We start from the raw sequence: 18,919 nt of genomic DNA on the forward strand, positions 1-18,919 counted from the left end.
CGGCCGAGTGGGGGTCAGCCCCCGAAGCCGGAGTCGGCAGGCAGTGAGATGTCGGGCTTCTCCAGCTCTTCGACGTTGACGTCCTTGAACGTCATCACCCGGACGTTCTTGACGAAGCGGGCAGGACGGTACATGTCCCACACCCAGGCGTCGTGCATCTCGACCTCGAAGTAGACCTCGCCGTCGGAGTTGCGCACGTGCAGGTCGACCTGATTCGCCAGGTAGAACCGGCGCTCCGTCTCCACCACGTAGGAGAACTGACGGACAATGTCGCGGTACTCCCGGTAGAGCTGCAGCTCCATCTCGGTCTCGTACTTTTCGAGATCTTCCGCGCTCATCGCACTCCGCCTTCCATGGCCACATCTTCCCCCACCGGCGCCGGAGGCCGAGGCTGCTCGCCCAACGCCACGCCGACGGTACCCCCTGACGCCCAGGAGCGCCCCATCGGCTCGTCCGCGGCCGGGCCGACGGGCCGCCGAGCGCGCGGCGGCCGGCCGTCGCGCCCGGAGACAGCGGCGACATTGACGTACGAGAACCTGTGCTCACGGCACGGCCCATGCTCCCGCAGCGCCGCGCTGTGCTCCGGGGTGATGTAGCCCTTGTGCTCGGCGAACCCGTACGCCGGGAACACCTCGTCCAACTCCACCATGATCCGGTCTCGGGTGACTTTCGCGAGCACGCTTGCCGCCGCCACGCACGCCGCCACCCGGTCGCCCTTCCACACTGCCAGCCCCGGCACGCCCAGGCCGTCCACGCCGAAGCCGTCGGTCAGGACGTACTCGGGTCGGGTGGTGAGCGAGGCCAGCGCCCGTCGCATCGCCGCCAGGTTGCACACGTGCAGCCCCCTGGCGTCGACCTCCTCGGCGGGGATGATCACCACGGCGTACGCCAGCGCCCGGTCGACGACCTCGGCGTACACCCGCTCCCGGCTGGCGGGGGTGAGCAGCTTCGAATCGGCAAGGCCTTCGATCTCGCCGCGCCGCCCCTCGGGCAGCACCGCCGCGGCGGCGACAAGCGGGCCGGCGCACGCTCCCCGCCCGGCCTCGTCGGCGCCGGCCACCTGCCGGAAGCCGCGCCGTTGCAGGGCCCGCTCCAGGGCGTACAGGCCTGCCTCACGGCGCACGACGGTACGCGGCGGGGTCAGCACGACGCCTCGCCCCGGCCGGCTCCGGCAGTCGGTTGCAGCAGACGGCTCAGCAGAGCCGGCAACCCGGCCGGGTAGTACCGCTCGCCGCTGGCCGCCAACTCGGCCGGCGGCCACCAGCGGTGATCGGCGATGCTGCGCCGCTCGACGTCGTCGAAGCCCGCGGTGTCCACCTGCCACGACGGCACCCGGTGCAGGAAGAAGTCCTGATGTTGGCGGTACCAGGTGCCGTCGAACGGGAACTCGATGTCGTCGGACCAGACCGGCTCACCCAGGTCAGCCGGGGTGAGCCGCAGGCCGGTCTCCTCGGCCAACTCCCGGGCCGCGCCGGCCGCCGGCGACTCCTCCGGAGCCAGCCCGCCACCGGGGGTGAACCAGTAGTCGTGCCCCTGGCGGGCCGGGTCGAAGCCGTGGAAGAGCAGCACCCGGCCGGCCGCGTCGACGAGCAGCACGCGGGCCGCGCGTCGAAGGGTGTAGGCGGTCACCGCACCAGCCTGCCAGACGGGCGACCGATCGCCCACGCCCGGTGTCGGTTACGGCTTGGGGATGCCGTCGTACTGATCCGGCACCGTCAACCAGGTGGCCCTGTTGACCGGCCAGAACACCGTGAACGCCCGCCCGACCACGTCGTCCTCGGGGATGGTGGCCTCCATGATGTCCTGCCCGGACTGCTGCCAGTGCTCCAGCGAGTCACCCGAGGCCGACCGGTGGTCGCCCATCACCCACAGCCGCCCCTCCGGCACCGTGATGTCGAACTCCTGGTCGGCCGGCTTGTCGCGGACCCCGTCCATCGAGAAGATGTACGGCTCGTCGAGCGGCTTGCCGTTGATCACCAGTCGTTCCTGGGGGTCGCAGCAGACAACGTGGTCGCCGCCGACGCCGACGACCCGCTTGATGAAGTCCTCACCGTCGGGGTTGCCGCTCCACGCCGTGGGGGCCTTGAACACGACGACCTCGCCGCGGTGCGGTGAGCGGAAGTCGTAGACCAGCTTGTTGACCAGCACCCGGTCATCGATCTTGAGAGTGTTCTCCATGGACGGGGAGGGGATGAAGAAGGTCTGCAGCACGAAGGCGCGGACCAGCACCGCGACCAGGATCGCCACACCCAGCAGGATCGGCAGCTCCTTCCAGAAGGAGCTGCGCGGCTTGTCGGTCTGCTCGTCAATCACGCCAAGGAGCCTACGTTGCCGGACTGGACGGCACCGTCCGGAACGCGCGGGAACGCCCCAGCGCGGCCGCCAGCGGGAGAATCAGCACCACACCGCCCTGTGGCGTGGGGCGGACCGGAGGGGCCTCCGTGGAGGCGACGACCGGCCCGGACACGTCGTCGAACGTCGACGGCACCGGCAGCGCGTGCCACCGGGACGACGGCCACACCACCATGAAGGCACGGCCCACGACGTTGTCGATAGGCACCGGGCCCTGGCAGCGCGCATCCTGGGAGACCAGCCGGTGGTCACCCATCACGAAGATCTGACCCGGCGGTACGACCACCTCGTCGAAGCGCCGCGATCGGCACTCCCCCGGGTTGGGTGGGAGATCCAGCGGGGAGTCCCGCAGCACGTACGGCTCGTTCAGCGGGGTGCCGTTGACGGTCACCCGGCCCTGGCTGTCGCAGCACTTGACCCGGTCGCCGGGCAGGCCGATGACCCGCTTGATGAAATCCTTCTCGCCGGGGCGGCTCACCCCGACCAGGTCGCCGACCGTACGGGCGATTCTTCCGGTGAAGCCCGGGTCGGGCTGCTCGTCGACCTGCGGCGCCCAGCGGTCGGTGCCCCGGAACACGACGACCTCGCCGCGCACCGGGTCACGCGTGTCGTAGACGACCTTGTTGACAAGCACCCGGTCGCCGATGAGGAGGGTGTCCTCCATCGACCCGGACGGGATGAAGAACGCCTGGAGCAGGAAGGTGCGGATCAGCACCGCGAGGCAGAACGCGACCACGAGCAGCAGCGGGAGCTCCTGCCACAGCGGCATCTGGCGGCGGCTGCGGCGTGCCCGCCTGCGCCACGGATCGACGGCGCCGTCCTCGTCAAGCGTCTGCACCACGCCACTCCCCGGTCCGCAGAAACACAACCGCCCGTGGAGCCTCGACGAGGCTCCCGGGCGGTTGTGGACGGCTGCCCGCCACGAGGGCGGGGCCGCCGCCTGACTGCGCCCGTACGACCAGGGTAGTGCGGTCCGGTCGGTACGGCATACGCGCAGGTCAGGCGGCGTGGCGAGCGGAGATCAGCTGGGCTGCTTCTCGCGCTTCTCCTTGATCTTGGCCTTCTTGCCGCGCAGCTCGCGCAGGTAGTAGAGCTTGGCGCGACGCACGGCACCGCGGGTCACGACCTCGATCCGGTCGATGCCCGGGCCGTTGATCGGGTAGGTCCGCTCGACGCCGACACCGAAGCTGATCTTGCGGACCGAGAAGGTCTCGCGCAGACCGTCACCCTGGCGGCGGATCACGACGCCCTGGAAGATCTGGACACGGGACCGGTTGCCCTCGACGACCCGCGCGTGCACCTTGACGGTGTCACCGGCACGGAAGTCGGGAAGGTCGGTCCGCTTCGACTGGGCGTCAAGGGCGTCCAGGATGTTCATCGCTGCGTCCTCGTAAGGCTCACGGCGCACCGTCACTCGGTGCGCGGGTGGGTGATTCTGAACCCCGGGTGGTGGTCGGCGGGCCGATCCCGGTCGGGGCTCCTCACAGCCGTCCACGGGCGCGGACGGATGCGGCAACCCCCCTACTTTGCCACATCTCCCGGTGGCAGCTGAAATCCGGCCCGATCCAACGCCGCGATGTCCCGTTTGTCGAGCTGGTCGGCGGGCAACGCCGCGAGCAGGTCCGGACGCTGGGCGGCGGTACGCAGCAACGCCTCCTCGCGCCGCCAGCGGGCGATCCGGCCGTGGTCGCCGGAGCGGAGCACCTCCGGGACGTCGTGGCCGCGCCAACTCGCCGGCTTCGTGTAGATCGGCGCCTCCAGCAGCCCGTGCGCGTGCGACTCCTCGTCAAGCGAGCCAGCGTTGCCCAGCACCCCGGGCAGCAGCCGGGTGACCGCCTCCAGGACGACAAGCACCGCCACCTCGCCGCCGAAGAGCACGTAGTCGCCGAGGGAGACCTCGGTGACCGGCATCCGGGTCGCGGCGTGCGTCAACACCCGCTGGTCGATCCCCTCGTACCGCCCGCAGGCGAAGAGCAGATGCGACTCGGCCGCCAACTCGTACGCCATCGCCTGATTGAACGGCACCCCTGCCGGCGAAGGCACCAGCAGCCGGGGCGGCGGGGCACCGGCGGGCGCGAGCGCGTCCAGCGCCGCACCCCACGGCTCGGGACGCATCACCATTCCCGGCCCGCCACCGTAGGGGGTGTCGTCGACGGTGCGGTGCACGTCGTGGGTCCAGGTCCGCAGGTCGTGCACGGCGATCTGGAGTACGCCGTTGGCCCGGGCACGCCCGATCAGGGACAGGTCCAGCGGGGCGAAGTATTCGGGAAAGATCGACACGACGTCGACGCGCATGCGGGGTGGCCCTTTAGAGATCGAGCAGTCCGGCTGGCGGGTCGACGATGACGCGTCCACCGGCCAGGTCGACCTCCGGCACTATCGCCCGGACGAACGGGATCAGCGCGGTTTGCCCCTCGGGGCGCCGCAGCACCAGCAGGTCCGAGGACGGCGCGTGGTCGATGCGGACCACCTCGCCCAGCCGCTCGCCGGACGGAGTGACAGCGGCCAGCCCGACGAGCTGGTGGTCGTGGAATTCCTCCGGATCCTCCGGCGGGGCCACCTCGGAGCTGTCCACCACGAGCAAAGTGCCGCGCAGCGCCTCGGCGCCCTCGCGGTCCAGGACACCGTCGAACGCGACGAGCATCCGACCCTGGTGCCAGCGCGCAGCCTCGATGGTCAGCTTGGCCGGGACCCGGAACAGCACCCCGGGAACGTCGGCCGACCCGGGCGGCGGCGGGGCTGGGTTCGGGGGTGTTGCCCCCGGCTCAGTGCGCAGCACTGTGCCGGGGGCGAACCGTGCTTCGGGCTCGTCGGTCCGCACTTCCACGGTGACCTCACCGCGGATGCCGTGCGGTTTGCCGATCCTTCCGACGACGAGCTGCATCAGTACGAGTCGACGATGTCGACGCGTACCCCGCGCCCGCCGATGGAGCCGATCACCTGACGCAGCGCCTTGGCGGTCCGACCGGACCGCCCGATCACCGTGCCGAGGTCCTCGGGGTGGACGCGGACTTCGAGCCGCTTGCCCCGACGGGAATCGACCATCCGCACCCGGACGTCGTCCGGGTGCTCGACGATGCCCTTGACCAGGTGCTCCAACGCCGGACGCAGAGGCATGTCAGGCCTGCTCACCAGCGTCGGCGGCGGGGGCCTCGGCCGGAGCCTCGGCAGCCGGAGCCTCGGCGGCGGGCGCCTCGGTCGCCGGGGCTTCGGCCTTCGGAGCCTCGGCAGCCTTGGCCGCCTTCTTGGCCGGCTTGGCCGGGGTCTCCGGGGCCAGTCCGGCGGCGGCCTTCGACTCAGCCTCGTACGCCGCCTTGCGGTCGGCCTTCTCGGGGGCGACCAGCAGCGGCGGCGGGGCCGGCAGACCCTTGAACTTCTGCCAGTCACCGGTCAGCTCCAGCAGCCGCTGCACCGCCTCGCTCGGCTGGGCGCCGACGGACAGCCAGTACTGGACCCGCTCCGACTTGACCTCGATGATCGAAGGGTCTTCCTTCGGCTGGTACACACCGACGAACTCGATCGCACGACCGTCACGCTTGGTACGCGAGTCGGCGATGACGATGCGGTACTGCGGGTTGCGGATCTTGCCCATCCGCAGGAGCCGGATCTTTACGGCCACAGTTGTTTCGCTCCTGTTGCGATCTCACCGGCCCGTTCGGGCGGTGTGCATGGGTGAGCGCCGACCGGCACAGTGGGGTTGGGCCGGAGACAACTCGGTGGACTGGCAACGCGCCCGGGTTAGAGGGCGCCGAACGCGCGCCGGATACCAGCGACCTATTCTGCCAGATCCGTCGCCGATCGCTCACACCGGACCCGTACAGCGGGTCACCGGTGACCAGGAACACCGCCTCAGCGCACCGGCGGGCGGTCCCACCCCGGGGGAAGTTCATCCGGTACGTCCCATTCCGGCGGCGGTTGGTAGTCGCACCAGGTGCCGTCGAACGGGAACCTGCCGGCCTCGGCGAGCGCGATCACCCGTTCGCCCTCGGCGCGGACCGCCTTCTCGTCGGTCACCCAGTAGTCGTCACCGAAGGCGAGCCGTTCGACGAACTCGTCCTCGTCCTTCCACTGCCAGCTGCGGTCCGCCCGCACCACCACGTCGAGGTCCTGGTCCACCACGTCGACGCCGGCCACCGGGCCGTCGTCCCAGCGCACGCCGGGCTCCTCCAGATTGACGTACCAGTTGACGAACCGGCCGTGGGCGTCCCGGAACCACCAGACCGAGTGCGCCGCCCCGGTGGGCAGGAACTTCAACAGCGGCGGGCCGTTCCAGCGGCCATGCGCCAACCGGTACGTCGACGAGATCCACTCGGCGAACGACACGGCCCGCATCCCCAGCCCGGCCTCGGTCACCTCGTGGGCCACCGGGGAGTCCCGGGCGATCCAGACCAGCAGGCCGCGCTCGTCGTCGCTGACCACCCGGCCCGGCCGGACCCATCCGATCCGGCCGTGGCGCACGTTCCGGTGCATGATCAGCCGACCCGGCGCGAAGCGCACGGCAAGACCTCCGGAGCTGTTAGCAGGGGGCCCTTCCTCTACCGCAGGCGGTAAGAAGGTGCCCTTCCTTACATCTCAGTAGGCGCGGGCGAGGATGGCGACCAGGTCGGGCTCGTCCTCCGAGTCCGGCACCGAGCCGTCGGCGCGTACCAGGCAGCGCACCGTCACGCCCTGGCCGTTGGCCTCCGCCTCACCCGCCACGCCGACCGCCGACCACGGCACCCGGGCCCAGCCGGTCGCGGCAGCCTCGATCGCCTCGGCGAGGGTGGCCACCTCCACCGTGCGCGACTCCCGGTTGGCAAGCGCCTGGTCGTGCAGCACCTGCTGGTCGGCCTCCAACGCCGCCAGCACCGCGGCGACCACGTCGGCAACCGGCGTCGGGGACTTCGAGCCGTCGGTACGGCGCACCACCACGGCGTTGCCCGCGGCCAGGTCACGGGGGCCGACCTCGACGCGTACCGGATAGCCACGCAGCTCGGCGTCGACGGCCCGGCGGCCGAACGCGGTGTCGGTCCGGTCGTCGAGCGCGACCCGGACACCGGCGTCGCGCAGGGCGTCGCGCAGCTTGGCCGCCGCCTCGCCGACACCCTCGCCGTCCTTGACGATCATGACGTACGCCTGGATCGGGGCCAGCCTCGGCGGCACCCGCAGCCCGTTGTCGTCGCCGTGGGCCATGATCAGACCACCGAGCATCCGGGTCGACGTGCCCCAGGAGGTCGTCCAGGCGTGCTCCCGGCCACCCTCCTTGGCGGAGTAGCTGATGTCGAACGCCTTGGCGAAGTTCTGGCCCAGCTCGTGGCTGGTGCCCAACTGAAGCGCCTTGCCGTCGCCCATCATGCCTTCGCAGGTGTACGTCGCCGTCGCGCCAGCGAACCGCTCACGGGTGGTCTTCAGACCCACCACCACCGGGATGGCGAGCACGTTGACCATCAGGTCCTCGTACGCCTCGTGCAGGATCCGCCGCGCGTACGCCCGCGCGTCCTCGCGGGTGGCGTGCGCGGTGTGCCCCTCCTGCCACAGGAACTCGCTGGTCCGCAGGAAGATCCGCGGGCGCAGCTCCCACCGGACCACGTTCGCCCACTGGTTGAGCAGCAGCGGCAGGTCCCGGTACGAGTCGATCCACTTGGCCATGAACTCGCCGATGACCGTCTCGCTGGTGGGGCGCACCACCACCGGCTCGGCGAGCTGCTTGCCGCCACCGTGGGTGACCACCGCCAGCTCCGGGGAGAAGCCCTCGACGTGCTGTGCCTCACGCTTGAGGTAGCTCTCGGGGATGAAGAGCGGGAAGTACGCGTTCTCCGCCCCGGCCGCCTTGATCCGGGCGTCCATCTCGGCCTGCATCCGCTCCCAGATGGCGTAGCCGGCCGGTCGGATGACCATGGTCCCGCGGACCGGGCCGTTGTCGGCCAGCTTCGCCTTGGCGATCAGGTCCTGGTACCAGCGGGGGAAGTCCTCCGCACGGGGAGTGAGCACGCGTGCCATGACCGCACATCCTATGCGCCGCACGGTGAGCCACCGCGCCCGGGAGGCGTCACGCCACGCCGACGGCGCCCCGCCAGCACCTTTGGACGGCAGCGCCGCTTCCATCTGCGCTTCACTACAGCTATGTCCGGCTACGGCGACGCTGGGCTGATGGCCGGCGCGATCGTAGACTTCGATCATCATGACTGAATCGACGCACTCGCCGCGCCAGCGGCTGCGGGACACGATCGTGGACGCGGCGCGGGCGCGGACCATCGCCTCCGGCTGGGATGCGGTACGGATGGGCGGGGTGGCCACCGCGGCCGGGGTGAGCCGGCAGACCGTCTACAACGAGTTCGGCAGCAAGGCCGGGCTGGCCGAGGCGCTCGCCCGACGTGAGGTCGACCGGTTCGTCGGCGACGTCCGGGCCGCACTCGTCGCGCACGGTGACGACGTTCAGGCCGGCGCGTACACGGCGATCTCGCACACCCTCGCCACGGCTGCGGACAACCCACTGGTCAAGGCGATCCTGACCAGCGCCCGGGGCGGCTCGGACGAACTTCTGCCGTACCTGACCACCCGGGCCGAAGTGGTGCTCAGCGAGGCGTCCGGCGCGCTGATCGAGTGGGCCGACGGGCAACTGCCCGGAGCGGACCGGGCCGCGCTGACCTTCGCCGCCGACACGATCGTCCGGCTCGTGGTCAGCCACATCGTGCTCCCCGCCAACCCGATCGACCAGACCGCCACGGCCCTGACCAACCTGGCCGTACGCCTCTTCGCCGCCGCCGCCCGCCCCACCCCGTAACCGGCAGCCCTGGCAAGACCCCGCCGCCAGTGACCCGTGACGGGCCGACGACCGCAGCCACCCCCGCCCCGATCCGATCCGCCCGATCCGACTGGCGACTACATCCAGGATCAAGCATGATCTTGCGCCACGACAGACGACGGCCGGGCGGCGGGCGGGCGGGCGGGCGGACGCCTGGGCCCTTGGTGTCAGCGGATGACGCGACCTCGGAGGATCGTGCGGGACGGGGCGCGGACGACGCGCAGGTCGCGACGAGGGTCCTCGGGGTAGACGGTCAGGTCGGCGAGGCCGCCTTCGACCAAGCCGGGGAAGCCGAGCCACTCGCGGGCGCCCCACGAGGCGGCGGCGAGCACGTCAAGCGCCGGCATTCCGGCCTGCTCGTGCAGCAGCAGCATCTCGTCGGCGGCGAGCCCGTGGTTGATGCCGCCGCCGGCGTCGGTACCGACGTAGATCGGCACGCCCGCCTCGTGGGCGGCCCGCACCACCTCGGGGAAGCGGTCGCGCAAGGAGAGCATGTGGTCGGCGTACCGGGGGAATTTCTCCCGTGCCTGGTCGGCGATGCCCCCGAAGGTGGCGATGTTGATCATCGTGGGGACGAGCGCGGTGCCTCTGCGGGCCATCTCGTCGATCAGGTCGAGGCTCAGCCCGGTGCCGTGCTCCACCGAGTCCACTCCGGCCCGCACCATGATCTCGACAGCGGATTCGGAGAAGGTGTGCACCGCGGCGCGTACCCCGGCGTCGTGCGCCGCCCGCACGGCGGTGGTGAGGGTCTCGGCGTCCCAGGCCGGCGCCAGGTCGCCCACGCCCCTGTCGATCCAGTCGCCGACCAGCTTGACCCAGCCGTTGCCGGCCCGCGCCTGCGCGGCGACCGTCGCGGCCACGTCGGGCGCGCCGACCTCCACTCCGATGTCGCGCAGGTAGCGCTTCGGCGGCGCGACGTGCCGGCCGGCGCGGGCCAGTCGCGGCAGATCCGGTTCGTCGCCCAACTCGGCGTACGGGTACGGCGAGCCCGCGTCGCGGATGGCCAGCACGCCAGCGTCGCGGTCGGTGCGGGCCAGCGTGCGGGCCTGGTCGAGGGAGGTGATCGGGGTGCCGCCGCGCGCGATGCCGATGTGGCAGTGCGCGTCGACGAGGCCGGGAAGGACGAACCCGCCGTCCACCACGGTCTCCGCGCCGGACACCGGGGTGAAGGTCACCCGGTCGTCGACCAGCCAGAGATCCCGGACCTCGTCGTCGGGGAGCAGCACACCGCGCACATGAAGAGCCATGGGCACAGTCCTACCCGATCAGCGCACATCGAGGGCGAGCAGGTCGTTCTTCCGGGCGGTCGACACCCTCGCCCGCCGTCACCGACACGCGTCAGCGGGGGCCCTTGTCGCCGCCCTTGCCGAGCTTGTTGAAGTCGATCTTCGGAAGCTTGAAGCCGGGCGGGAGGCCCTGACCACCCGCGAGGTCGTTCGGGTCCATCCCCGGCGGGAGCTGCGGCATGCCGCCCGGGAAGCCACCCGGCATCCCTGCACCGGTACGCGGACGACCGCCGCCCTTGGTGCCCTTGCGCTTGTTCTTCGGCGACTTGGTCGCCTTGCGCCGGCCGGCGCCGGGCAGGCCCATCATGCCGCCCATCTGCTTCATCATCTTCTGCGCGTCGGCGAAGCGGTTGAGCAGCTGGTTGACGTCCATCACTGTGACGCCGGAGCCGTTGGCGATGCGTGCCCGGCGCGACCCGTTGATGATCTTCGGGTTGGAGCGCTCGCCAGGGGTCATCGACCGGATGATCGCGGTGACCCGGTCGAAGTGACTGTCGTCCAGCTCGGCCAACTGGTCCTTCATCTGCCCCATGCCGGGCATCATGGCCAGCACGTTGGCGATCGGCCCCATCCGCCGTACGGCGATGAGCTGGTCGAGGAAGTCATCGAGGGTGAACTGCTCACCGCCTACCAGCTTGGCGGTCATCTTCTCCTTCTGATCGGAGTCGAAGGCCTGCTCGGCCTGCTCGATCAGAGTGAGGACGTCGCCCATGCCGAGGATGCGGCTGGCCATCCGGTCGGGGTGGAAGACGTCGAAGTCCTCCAGCTTTTCACCTGTGGAGGCGAACAGGATCGGCTGCCCGGTCACCTCGCGCACGGACAGCGCGGCACCACCACGCGCGTCACCGTCGAGCTTGGACAGCACCACGCCGGTGATGCCGACACCGTCGCGGAACGCCTCAGCAGTGCGGACGGCGTCCTGACCGACCATCGCGTCGATGACGAAGATGACCTCGTCGGGCTGGACGGCGTCACGGATGTTGGCGGCCTGCTGCATCATCTCGGCGTCGATGCCGAGTCGACCGGCGGTGTCGACGATGACGATGTCGCGCGCCGCCCGCTTCGCGTGCTCGATCGACGCGCGGGCCACCTGCACCGGGTCACCAGTGCCGTTGCCGGGCTCCGGGGCGTACACCTCGACGCCTGCCCGGCCACCGAGCACCTGGAGCTGCCCGACGGCGTTGGGGCGCTGGAGGTCGGCGGCGACCAGCAGCGGCTGGTGCCCCTGGCTCTTGAGCCAGCGGGCCAGCTTGCCCGCCAAGGTGGTCTTACCGGAACCCTGGAGGCCGGCCAGCATGATCACGGTCGGCGGCTGCTTGGCGAACTGGAGCCGCCGCCCCTCGCCGCCGAGCACGTTGATCAGCTCTTCGTTGACGATCTTGATGATCTGCTGGGCCGGGTTCAGCGCCTGCGAGACCTCGGCGCTGCGAGCACGCTCCTTGACGGCCGCGATGAAGCCCTTGACCACCGGCAGCGCGACGTCCGCCTCCAGCAGCGCAAGGCGGATCTCGCGCGCGGTGGCGTCGATGTCGGCGTCGGTGAGCCGGCCCTTGCCGCGGAGCTTGGTGAAGATCCCGGACAGGCGGTCACTCAAGGTGTCAAACACGCGAACATCCCGTTTGTCAGTGTTCCGGCGGGCACAACCCGGCCGGCACTGCGGAGTCCGGCCACCGCTAGGGTAACCGGCCCGCCAGCCGGGCGCTGTCGCCCGGCCCGGCCTGCGTCGCCGGCCCCAACTCGGGCGGGCCCTCGCCTACCCGCCCGCGCTCCCGACGGTGGTGGGTTGAGCGGCGAGGGCCTGGCCCGCCTCGGTGCCGGACTCCCCGCGAGCGTGATGACACAGAGGTATCAATATGACTGTGAGGTATCACGCTCACCACACGGCAGGACCGGGCGCGACCCGAGCACGGCAGCCAGGACCGGACCCGAGCCGCACGGCAGGACCGGGCGCGAGCACGGCAGCCAGGACCGGGCGCGAGCCGCACAGCAGCCGGGACGCGACGGGAACTACACGGCGGCGAGGACCGCGGCTTCCAGGCGGGCCCGGGTGGCGTCGTCAGGCCAGCCGCCGACCAGGTAGAAGGCATCGACCACGTCACCGCCGAGGGTGGAGATGCGGGCGGCGCGGACCAACGCGCCCGCCTCGTCGAGCGCGCAGGTGACCCGGTAGAGCAGCCCGGCGGCGTCGGCGGCGCGGAGTTCGAGCAGCACGGCGTCGGTGGCCGCCTCGCGGTGCCAGACGACCCGGGGAGCCGCGCCACCGCCCCGGGCGGCGAGCGCACGACCGCGTAGCCGCTGGGTGACCGACACGTCGCCGCCGACCGCTCGGCGCAGGTCGGCGCGCAGCGGGACCGGATCGGCCGGCAGGCCGTAGCGGGGTTGCACCCGGCACTCGACCAGGGCCCGGCCGTCGACCACGGAGGCGTCCGCGGAGATCACTTCCAGCCGGTGCAGGGCCAGGCAACCGGCCACCGTGGCGAGCAGGCCACGCCGGTCGGCCGCGGCCACCGCCACCCGGTCGCCGGTCAGGTGGACGACCGGCAGCGGCCCGTCCAGCAGCGCCGGGTCCGGGGCCGGAGGTTCGGGGAGTACGCCGGTGTCCAGTGCGGTGCGGACGCGGGCGACAAGCTCGGCGACGAGCCTGCCCTTCCAGTCCGACCAGGCGGCGGGGCCGGTGGCCGCCGCGTCCGCGCGGACCAGCGCGTGCAGCAGGTCGAGGGTGCCGGTGTCGCCCACCGCCTCGGCCACCGACGCGATGGTGACCGGGTCGGAGAGGTCCCGGCGGGTGGCCACGTCGGGCAGCAGCAGGTGCAGCCGGACCAGCCGGCCGATCAGCTCGACCTCGGCGGCGGGCAGGCCGATCCTTGTCGCCACCGCCTCGGCGACCGGAACGCCGACGGTGCTGTGGTCGCCGGGAAGGCCCTTGCCGATGTCGTGCAGGAGAGCGCCGAGCAGCAGCAGGTCGGGGCGTTCCACATCGCGGGCATGGTGGCTGGCCTCGTGGGCGGTCTGCACGAGGTGCCGGTCGAGGGTGTAGCGGTGCACCGGGTTGTGCTGGGGCAGGCTGCGCAGCCGGGTCCACTCGGGCAGCCAGCCGTCGACAAGGCCGTACCTGTCGCAGGTTTCCCAGGCGGGCACGAGGCCGGGACCGGCGCCGAGGAGGGTGGTGAGCGCGGCCCGGGCCTCGGCCGGCCACGGCGCGGGCAGCGGCGGGCAGTACGCGGCCAGCCACTCGCAGGTGGCCCGTGCGATCGGCAGCCGGGTCGCGGCGGCCGCGGCGGCCACCCGCAGGGACAGGCTCGGGTCGGGGCGTGCGCCGATGGCCGTGCGGGCAAGCACCAGCTCGCCGTCGTGCTCGACGACATCACGGGCCACCGGGCGGCGGACGGGTCGACCGTTGCCGCCCCGGGAGCGGCCGGAGCGCAGCCGGTCGGCGGCGCGGAAGGCGTCGTCCAGGGCGTGGCTGACAGTGCGGGCGTCCCCGGCGACGCGCCGCAGGAGGACGTCGCGGTCGTCAAGTGCGAGGAGCGCGGCGACGCCGTCGCGTTCCTGGGCGACCAGCCGGTCCACCCGGCGGCCGACCTGCTGGTGCAGGGCGTCCCGGGTGTCCAGCAGGCGCAGGTGGGCGGCGCGGACGGCGGGTCGCAGCGCGTCGGTGATGCCGGCGGCGGAGATCGCCCGCAGCAGCCCCACGTCGCGCAGCCCGCCAGCGGCCTCCTTGAGGTCACCTTCGAGCAGGAAGGCGAGTTCGCCGTGGGCCTGCCAGCGGGCGGTGGTGACCTCCCGCAGGCCCACCAGTTGGCGGACCGCGGTGCGCCGCCAGTGGTCGGCGGCGGTGCTCACCAGCGCCTCGGCCAGCGCCGGGTCGCCGGCCACCAGCCGCGCGTCGAGCAGCCCGAGGGCGACCTTGACGTCGTCCTGGGCCACCGAGAGCGCTTCGGAGACGGTCCGCACCGAGTGGTCCAGGCGCAGGCCGGCGTCCCAGATGGGGTACCAGACCGAGGCTGCCAGTTCGTCGGTGCCGGGCACGCCGGCGTGCAGCAGGACCAGGTCGAGATCGCCGTACGGGGCGCACTGCCGCCGTCCCAGCCCGCCCACAGCGATCAGCGCGACGCCGTCCCGCGGAGGAAGTAGACCGCGCAGGAAGTTGTCGTACGCCGCCGCTCGCGCCTGTCGGGCGGGCTCGCCGATGCCCCCCGGTACGCCGACGACCTCGTTGATCAAGAGGTTCGCGCCACGGTCGGCCGCTGACGCGTTCCCCTTGATCAACGAGGTCATGTCGGTCGCTTCCTGATCAGAGAGCGTCGAGGCCGCGCTCGCCGGTACGCACCCGGACGACCTCCTCGACACCGGTGACCCAGACCTTGCCATCGCCGATCTTGCCCGTACGGGCCGCCCCGACGATCGCGTCCACGATCTTTTCCACGTCGATCTCGTCGGTGAGCACCTCTACCCGGATCTTGGGCAGGAACTCGACCGTGTACTCGGCACCCCGGTAGACCTCGGTGTGCCCCTTCTGCCGTCCGTACCCCTGCACCTCGCTGACGGTCAACCCGGCCACCCCGAGGGCGTGCAGAGCTTCCTTCACCGCGTCCAGTTGGTACGGCTTGATGACCGCGGTCACCAGCTTCATGTCCAACCCCTCCATCCCAGGAACGTTAACCGGCGACCTTCTCGCTGACCGGCGCGGAGGAGTCCGCTTCCGGCGTGGCACCGCTCGTCGCGCCGCCACCAGGGGTGCCGATGCCGGCCATCGCGAACGCGCTGCCCGTGCCGCCACCTGACGGGGACAGGTCGTAGCCGCTCTCGGCGTGCTCGGCGATGTCGATGCCGTCGACCTCGGCCTCACCCTTGACGCGGAAGCCGATCGTCTTCTCGATGGCGAAGGCCAGCACCCAGGCGATGGCGAACGACCAGACGGTGACGATCAGACCGGCGAGGGCCTGCCGCCCGAGCTGGGTCACGCCGCCGCCGTAGAACAGGCCGTCGGAGGCACCCACCACGTCGCTGATCGCGGCGTTGACGGAGTTGGTGGCGAACAGGCCCAGCCAGAGCGAGCCGATCCAGCCGCCGACGAAGTGCACGCCGACCACGTCGAGGGAGTCGTCGTAGCCGAGCTTGTACTTGAGGCTGACGGCCACGGCGCACACGGCTCCGGCGACGAGGCCGAGCAGCACTGCCGCCCACGGTGCGATGAAGCCACAGGCCGGGGTGATGGCGACCAGGCCGGCCACAGCGCCGGAGGAGGCACCGACCATCGTCGGCTTGCGGTCCTTGATCCACTCGACAACGATCCAGCCGAGCACTGCCGCCGCCGTGGCGAGCTGGGTGTTGATGAAGGCGAGCGCGGCGACCGAGTCGACGGTCAGCTCCGAGCCGGCGTTGAACCCGAACCAGCCGAACCACAGCAGACCCGCGCCGAGCGCGACCAGCGGGATGTTGTGCGGCTTCATGCCCTCCCGCGGCCAGCCGAGCCGCTTGCCGAGCACCAGAGCCACGGCCAGGGCTGCCGCACCGGCGTTGATGTGCACGGCGGTGCCGCCGGCGAAGTCCAGCGCGTGGATGTCACCGCCGATGATGCCGCCGCCCCACACCCAGTGGGCGACGGGGAAGTAGACAAGGGTGGCCCAGCCGAAGGCGAACAGCAGCCAGCCGGCGAACTTGGCCCGGTCGGCGATGGCACCGCTGATCAGCGCGACGGTGATGACCGCGAAGACCATCTGGAAGGCCATGAACACGTAGAGCGGAACCCCGATGCCGCTGGGGTTCTCGGCCGTGGCACCCCACAGGTCGGTCTCGGCGAGGAAGGTCTTGGTGCCGAGGTACGCGCCCGGGTCGCCCCAGAAGCCGTTCACGTCGGTCCCGAAGGCGACGCTGAAACCGTAGAACCACCACAGAATAGAGATGAGCCCGATGGCGGAGAAGCTCATCATCATCATGTTGAGTACGCCCTTGGACCGGTTGAGGCCGCCGTAGAACAGCGCCAGTCCGGGGGTCATGAGCAGCACGAGCGCTGTCGAAACCAGCAGCCAAACGGTATTGGCGCCGTCGATCGTCGGTGCTTCAGGCACGCTGGCCTCCTAAAGGTGAAGTCCTCCTTCGCGGCTTTCCGGGGCAGCGTCGCCCGTTGGCCGGTTGCGCGGAAGCTTCGCGGCCGGCTGTTTCACGCAGGGTCCCGTGCGGGTTTCCGTTTGGTGACGGGTTGTTTCGTACGTGTCACGGAGTCTGCACAGTCGTCGGCATGGACGGTGGTGGATCGTCCGGACGGCGGATGTCGATGGCCGACCGGCGGTACCCATCGACCGACGCGCCCGCCGAGACCGGCCGGGCATCGACCGGCCGGCGCTCAGCGGGTGACGCTCAGCGGAGGGCGTTCTCCAGGGCGTGCCGCTCGTAGTCGAGCAGCCGCAGATCGCGCATCGGCCGGCGCAGGTGCCCCTTGTGCACGATCCGGACGAATGCCGGCTCACCGGCGGCGGCCATGCGGCGGATGCCCTCGACGTGGTCCACGATCCGCTTGCGGATGGTCCGGATCAGGCGATGCCGGTCACGGGGGATCAGCCCGTACGCGTCGGCGAACAGCCGCAGCCGACGCGGACGGTCCGGACGCTTCCAGCCCAGCGTGATCGAGTCCCGGTCCGCGAAGATCGGAACCCAGGTCCATGCCGCGTACGCCACGTCGTAGATCCGGGCGCCGGGCGAGGCGAGGTCGAAGTCGATCAGCCCGAGCGTGCCGTCCGGTCGCCAGATCACGTTGTGCGGCGCGGCGTCGTGGTGGCAGATGACCTCGGTGTCCGGTGGCGGAGGGCCGAACGAGCGCCAGACCGCGCCCGGCGGCGGCGTGAAGCCGTACTGCGCGTCGTGGAACATCCGCAGCATCGTGGCGACAGTGACAAGCGCCTCGTCGGTGACCCAGTGCGGGGCCAGCGGATACTCTCCGCACTCCCCCTCCAGGTACGACAGCACCTCACGGTTGCGTTCGTCCATGCCGAGCGCCCGGGGTGCGCCGGTGAACCCGACGTACTCCAGGTGCCGCAGCAGGGCGTGCACGGACGGGGTCCACGGCCCGGCGTTGCGGCGGACCGTGTCCCCGACGCGGACAACTGTGCTCACGTTGCCGCCGTGCAGCGGGATCTCCTGCGAAGTCACGTACGGTCTCCCGAGGCGCTGCGAGGGGTGGCCGGGATCACGCCAGCCCGCGTACGCGCGATCGTCAGTGGTCACCCGAGACTACGCGTCCCGTCCGGCCGGCTCGGTCCCCAGCAAGGCGTCGACGAACTGCGCCGGGTCGAACGGGGCGAGATCGTCCTTGCCTTCGCCGAGCCCGACGAGCTTCACCGGGATGCCGAGCTTGCGCTGCACGGCGATCACGATGCCGCCCTTCGCGGTGCCGTCGAGCTTTGTCAGCACGACGCCTGTCACGTTTACCACCTCGGTGAAGACGCGCGCCTGTTCGAGGCCGTTCTGGCCGGTCGTGGCGTCCAGGATGAGCAGTGTCTCGTCGATCGGGCCCTGCTTCTCGACCACCCGCTTGACCTTGCCCAGCTCGTCCATCAGGCCGATCTTGTTCTGGAGGCGGCCGGCGGTGTCGATGAGCACGGTGTCCACGCCGGTGTCGATGCCACGACGGACGGCGTCGAAGGCGACGCTGGCCGGGTCGGCGGCCTCCGGGCCACGGACGGTCTCCGCGCCGACCCGCTCGCCCCAGGTCTGCAACTGGTCGGCAGCGGCGGCCCGGAAGGTGTCGGCGGCGCCGAGCAGCACGGTACGACCGTCGGCGACCAGCACCCGGGCGATCTTGCCGCAGGTGGTGGTCTTGCCGGCGCCGTTGACGCCGACCACCAGCACGACCGCCGGCACGCCGTCCTTCGGGGCGGTGCGCAGCGACCGGTCCATGCTCGGGTCGAGGGCGTTCACCAGCTCGGCGGCGAGCAGCGCGCGCAGCTCACCGGCCGAGCGGGTGCCCAGCACGCGGGTGCGCTCGCGCAGACTGTCGACGATGTCACGGGTCGCGTCGACGCCGACGTCGGCGGTGATCAGGCTGTCCTCGATCTCCTCCCAGACGTCCTCGTCTAGGTGGTCGCGGGCGAGCAGCCCGAGCAGGCCCTTGCCGAAGACGTTCTGCGAGCGGGACAGCCGGGAGCGGAGCCGGACCAGCCGACCGGCGGTCGGCTCGGGCACCTCGACGGTGGGCGCGGGCGCCTCGATCACCGGCGGTGGCTCGACCAGGACGCCGGTGGACAGATCGGACTCCGGTGCCTCGACCGGCGGGCCGGCGAGATCCTCCTCGGCGCGTGTGTCGACCTCGGTGCGCGGCAGCGGTGGCTCGGGCCTCCGGCGCAACCGGGGCACGACCAGCCCGACTGTGCCGGCGATCAGCACACCGAGCAGGACCAGAGCGAGGACGAGATATTCGGCCATGCCGGAATCCTGTCAGATGCCGGCGGCGGCGTCCCAGCCACCGCACCCGGCCGCTTCCACGAACCGGCGGTAGGCT

The 18,919-nt window shown here is 71.4% G+C and carries 20 protein-coding genes; 1 reads left to right on the top strand and 19 read right to left on the bottom strand.

The genetic code is table 11. The features are described from left to right. Positions 1-14: 14 nt before the first annotated feature. From F4558_RS19920 to proS, 12 genes are all read right to left on the bottom strand, one after another. A complete protein-coding gene (locus tag F4558_RS19920; RefSeq protein WP_007075222.1) occupies positions 15-338 on the bottom strand; it encodes a DUF2469 domain-containing protein in 324 nt (107 codons plus the stop codon). Then, on the bottom strand, positions 335-1,147 hold the full coding sequence (locus F4558_RS19925) for a ribonuclease HII (RefSeq protein WP_053652455.1): 813 nt from the start codon (positions 1,145-1,147) through the stop codon (positions 335-337). Before F4558_RS19925 ends, F4558_RS19920 begins: the two co-directional genes overlap by 4 nt. Further along, positions 1,141-1,629, bottom strand: coding sequence for an NUDIX hydrolase (locus F4558_RS19930; protein ID WP_053652536.1), 489 nt, complete (start codon positions 1,627-1,629; stop codon positions 1,141-1,143). Before F4558_RS19930 ends, F4558_RS19925 begins: the two co-directional genes overlap by 7 nt. Before the next feature lie 48 nt (positions 1,630-1,677). Beyond that, positions 1,678-2,313, bottom strand: a complete 636-nt coding sequence (gene lepB, locus F4558_RS19935) for a signal peptidase I (RefSeq protein ID WP_053652454.1) — start codon at positions 2,311-2,313, stop codon at positions 1,678-1,680. A gap of 10 nt (positions 2,314-2,323) precedes the next feature. After that, entirely contained in the window at positions 2,324-3,193 is an 870-nt protein-coding gene (gene lepB, locus F4558_RS19940) for a signal peptidase I (protein ID WP_053652453.1), read from the bottom strand. Positions 3,194-3,373: 180 nt separating this feature from the next. Beyond that, positions 3,374-3,730 carry a 50S ribosomal protein L19 gene (gene rplS / locus F4558_RS19945; RefSeq protein WP_053652452.1) on the bottom strand — a complete coding sequence of 119 codons (357 nt, stop codon included), beginning with the start codon at positions 3,728-3,730 and terminating at the stop codon, positions 3,374-3,376. A 143-nt stretch (positions 3,731-3,873) separates the two neighbouring features. Further along, positions 3,874-4,647: a tRNA (guanosine(37)-N1)-methyltransferase TrmD gene (gene trmD, locus F4558_RS19950; protein ID WP_167945475.1), complete on the bottom strand. Its 774-nt coding sequence runs from the start codon at positions 4,645-4,647 to the stop codon at positions 3,874-3,876. 13 nt (positions 4,648-4,660) lie between these two features. Further along, positions 4,661-5,236 (bottom strand): ribosome maturation factor RimM, encoded by a 576-nt coding sequence (gene rimM, locus F4558_RS19955; RefSeq protein ID WP_053652450.1) that lies wholly within the window; start codon positions 5,234-5,236, stop codon positions 4,661-4,663. Then, positions 5,236-5,469 (bottom strand): RNA-binding protein, encoded by a 234-nt coding sequence (locus tag F4558_RS19960; RefSeq protein WP_053652449.1) that lies wholly within the window; start codon positions 5,467-5,469, stop codon positions 5,236-5,238. Before F4558_RS19960 ends, rimM begins: the two co-directional genes overlap by 1 nt. Position 5,470: 1 nt before the next feature. Beyond that, a complete protein-coding gene (rpsP, locus tag F4558_RS19965) occupies positions 5,471-5,971 on the bottom strand; it encodes a 30S ribosomal protein S16 (protein WP_167945477.1) in 501 nt (166 codons plus the stop codon). Positions 5,972-6,201: 230 nt separating this feature from the next. Beyond that, positions 6,202-6,849: a ribonuclease FAU-1 family protein gene (locus F4558_RS19970; protein ID WP_053652447.1), complete on the bottom strand. Its 648-nt coding sequence runs from the start codon at positions 6,847-6,849 to the stop codon at positions 6,202-6,204. Positions 6,850-6,924: 75 nt separating this feature from the next. Beyond that, on the bottom strand, positions 6,925-8,331 hold the full coding sequence (gene proS / locus F4558_RS19975; RefSeq protein ID WP_167945479.1) for a proline--tRNA ligase: 1,407 nt from the start codon (positions 8,329-8,331) through the stop codon (positions 6,925-6,927). A gap of 181 nt (positions 8,332-8,512) precedes the next feature. On the opposite strand from proS, the gene F4558_RS19980 reads away from it, so the two are divergent. Next, positions 8,513-9,115 (top strand): TetR/AcrR family transcriptional regulator, encoded by a 603-nt coding sequence (locus F4558_RS19980; RefSeq protein ID WP_167945481.1) that lies wholly within the window; start codon positions 8,513-8,515, stop codon positions 9,113-9,115. 188 nt (positions 9,116-9,303) lie between these two features. On the opposite strand, the gene F4558_RS19985 is transcribed toward F4558_RS19980, so the two are convergent. The 7 genes from F4558_RS19985 to ftsY form a co-directional block, all read right to left on the bottom strand. Next, positions 9,304-10,383, bottom strand: coding sequence for an amidohydrolase family protein (locus F4558_RS19985; protein ID WP_167945483.1), 1,080 nt, complete (start codon positions 10,381-10,383; stop codon positions 9,304-9,306). 91 nt (positions 10,384-10,474) lie between these two features. Further along, positions 10,475-12,028, bottom strand: a complete 1,554-nt coding sequence (gene ffh, locus F4558_RS19990; protein WP_053652443.1) for a signal recognition particle protein — start codon at positions 12,026-12,028, stop codon at positions 10,475-10,477. A 401-nt stretch (positions 12,029-12,429) separates the two neighbouring features. Beyond that, the gene (locus F4558_RS19995) at positions 12,430-14,700 is read right to left on the bottom strand and encodes a [protein-PII] uridylyltransferase (protein WP_167945485.1); all 2,271 of its coding nucleotides are present in this window, start codon (positions 14,698-14,700) and stop codon (positions 12,430-12,432) included. Between the two features lie 16 nt (positions 14,701-14,716). Further along, the gene (locus F4558_RS20000) at positions 14,717-15,055 is read right to left on the bottom strand and encodes a P-II family nitrogen regulator (RefSeq protein ID WP_007456507.1); all 339 of its coding nucleotides are present in this window, start codon (positions 15,053-15,055) and stop codon (positions 14,717-14,719) included. 25 nt (positions 15,056-15,080) lie between these two features. Further along, complete coding sequence (locus F4558_RS20005) at positions 15,081-16,493, bottom strand: ammonium transporter (RefSeq protein WP_053652441.1); 1,413 nt, start codon at positions 16,491-16,493, stop codon at positions 15,081-15,083. 289 nt (positions 16,494-16,782) lie between these two features. Further along, on the bottom strand, positions 16,783-17,646 hold the full coding sequence (locus F4558_RS20010) for an aminoglycoside phosphotransferase family protein (RefSeq protein ID WP_192580334.1): 864 nt from the start codon (positions 17,644-17,646) through the stop codon (positions 16,783-16,785). A 6-nt stretch (positions 17,647-17,652) separates the two neighbouring features. Further along, positions 17,653-18,843: a signal recognition particle-docking protein FtsY gene (gene ftsY / locus F4558_RS20015; protein ID WP_167945487.1), complete on the bottom strand. Its 1,191-nt coding sequence runs from the start codon at positions 18,841-18,843 to the stop codon at positions 17,653-17,655. Positions 18,844-18,919: the final 76 nt, after the last annotated feature.

It is taken from the genome of Micromonospora profundi (assembly GCF_011927785.1).
Taxonomy (GTDB): domain Bacteria; phylum Actinomycetota; class Actinomycetes; order Mycobacteriales; family Micromonosporaceae; genus Micromonospora; species Micromonospora profundi.

Coding starts and splice junctions, on each gene's coding strand:
- F4558_RS19920 (WP_007075222.1), bottom strand. CDS start 338: ATGAGCGCGGAAGATCTCGAAAAGTACGAGACCGAGATGGAGCTGCAG.
- rplS (WP_053652452.1), bottom strand. CDS start 3,730: ATGAACATCCTGGACGCCCTTGACGCCCAGTCGAAGCGGACCGACCTT.
- trmD (WP_167945475.1), bottom strand. CDS start 4,647: ATGCGCGTCGACGTCGTGTCGATCTTTCCCGAATACTTCGCCCCGCTG.
- rimM (WP_053652450.1), bottom strand. CDS start 5,236: ATGCAGCTCGTCGTCGGAAGGATCGGCAAACCGCACGGCATCCGCGGT.
- F4558_RS19960 (WP_053652449.1), bottom strand. CDS start 5,469: ATGCCTCTGCGTCCGGCGTTGGAGCACCTGGTCAAGGGCATCGTCGAG.
- proS (WP_167945479.1), bottom strand. CDS start 8,331: ATGGCACGCGTGCTCACTCCCCGTGCGGAGGACTTCCCCCGCTGGTAC.
- F4558_RS19980 (WP_167945481.1), top strand. CDS start 8,513: ATGACTGAATCGACGCACTCGCCGCGCCAGCGGCTGCGGGACACGATC.
- F4558_RS19985 (WP_167945483.1), bottom strand. CDS start 10,383: ATGGCTCTTCATGTGCGCGGTGTGCTGCTCCCCGACGACGAGGTCCGG.
- F4558_RS19995 (WP_167945485.1), bottom strand. CDS start 14,700: ATGACCTCGTTGATCAAGGGGAACGCGTCAGCGGCCGACCGTGGCGCG.
- F4558_RS20000 (WP_007456507.1), bottom strand. CDS start 15,055: ATGAAGCTGGTGACCGCGGTCATCAAGCCGTACCAACTGGACGCGGTG.
- ftsY (WP_167945487.1), bottom strand. CDS start 18,843: ATGGCCGAATATCTCGTCCTCGCTCTGGTCCTGCTCGGTGTGCTGATC.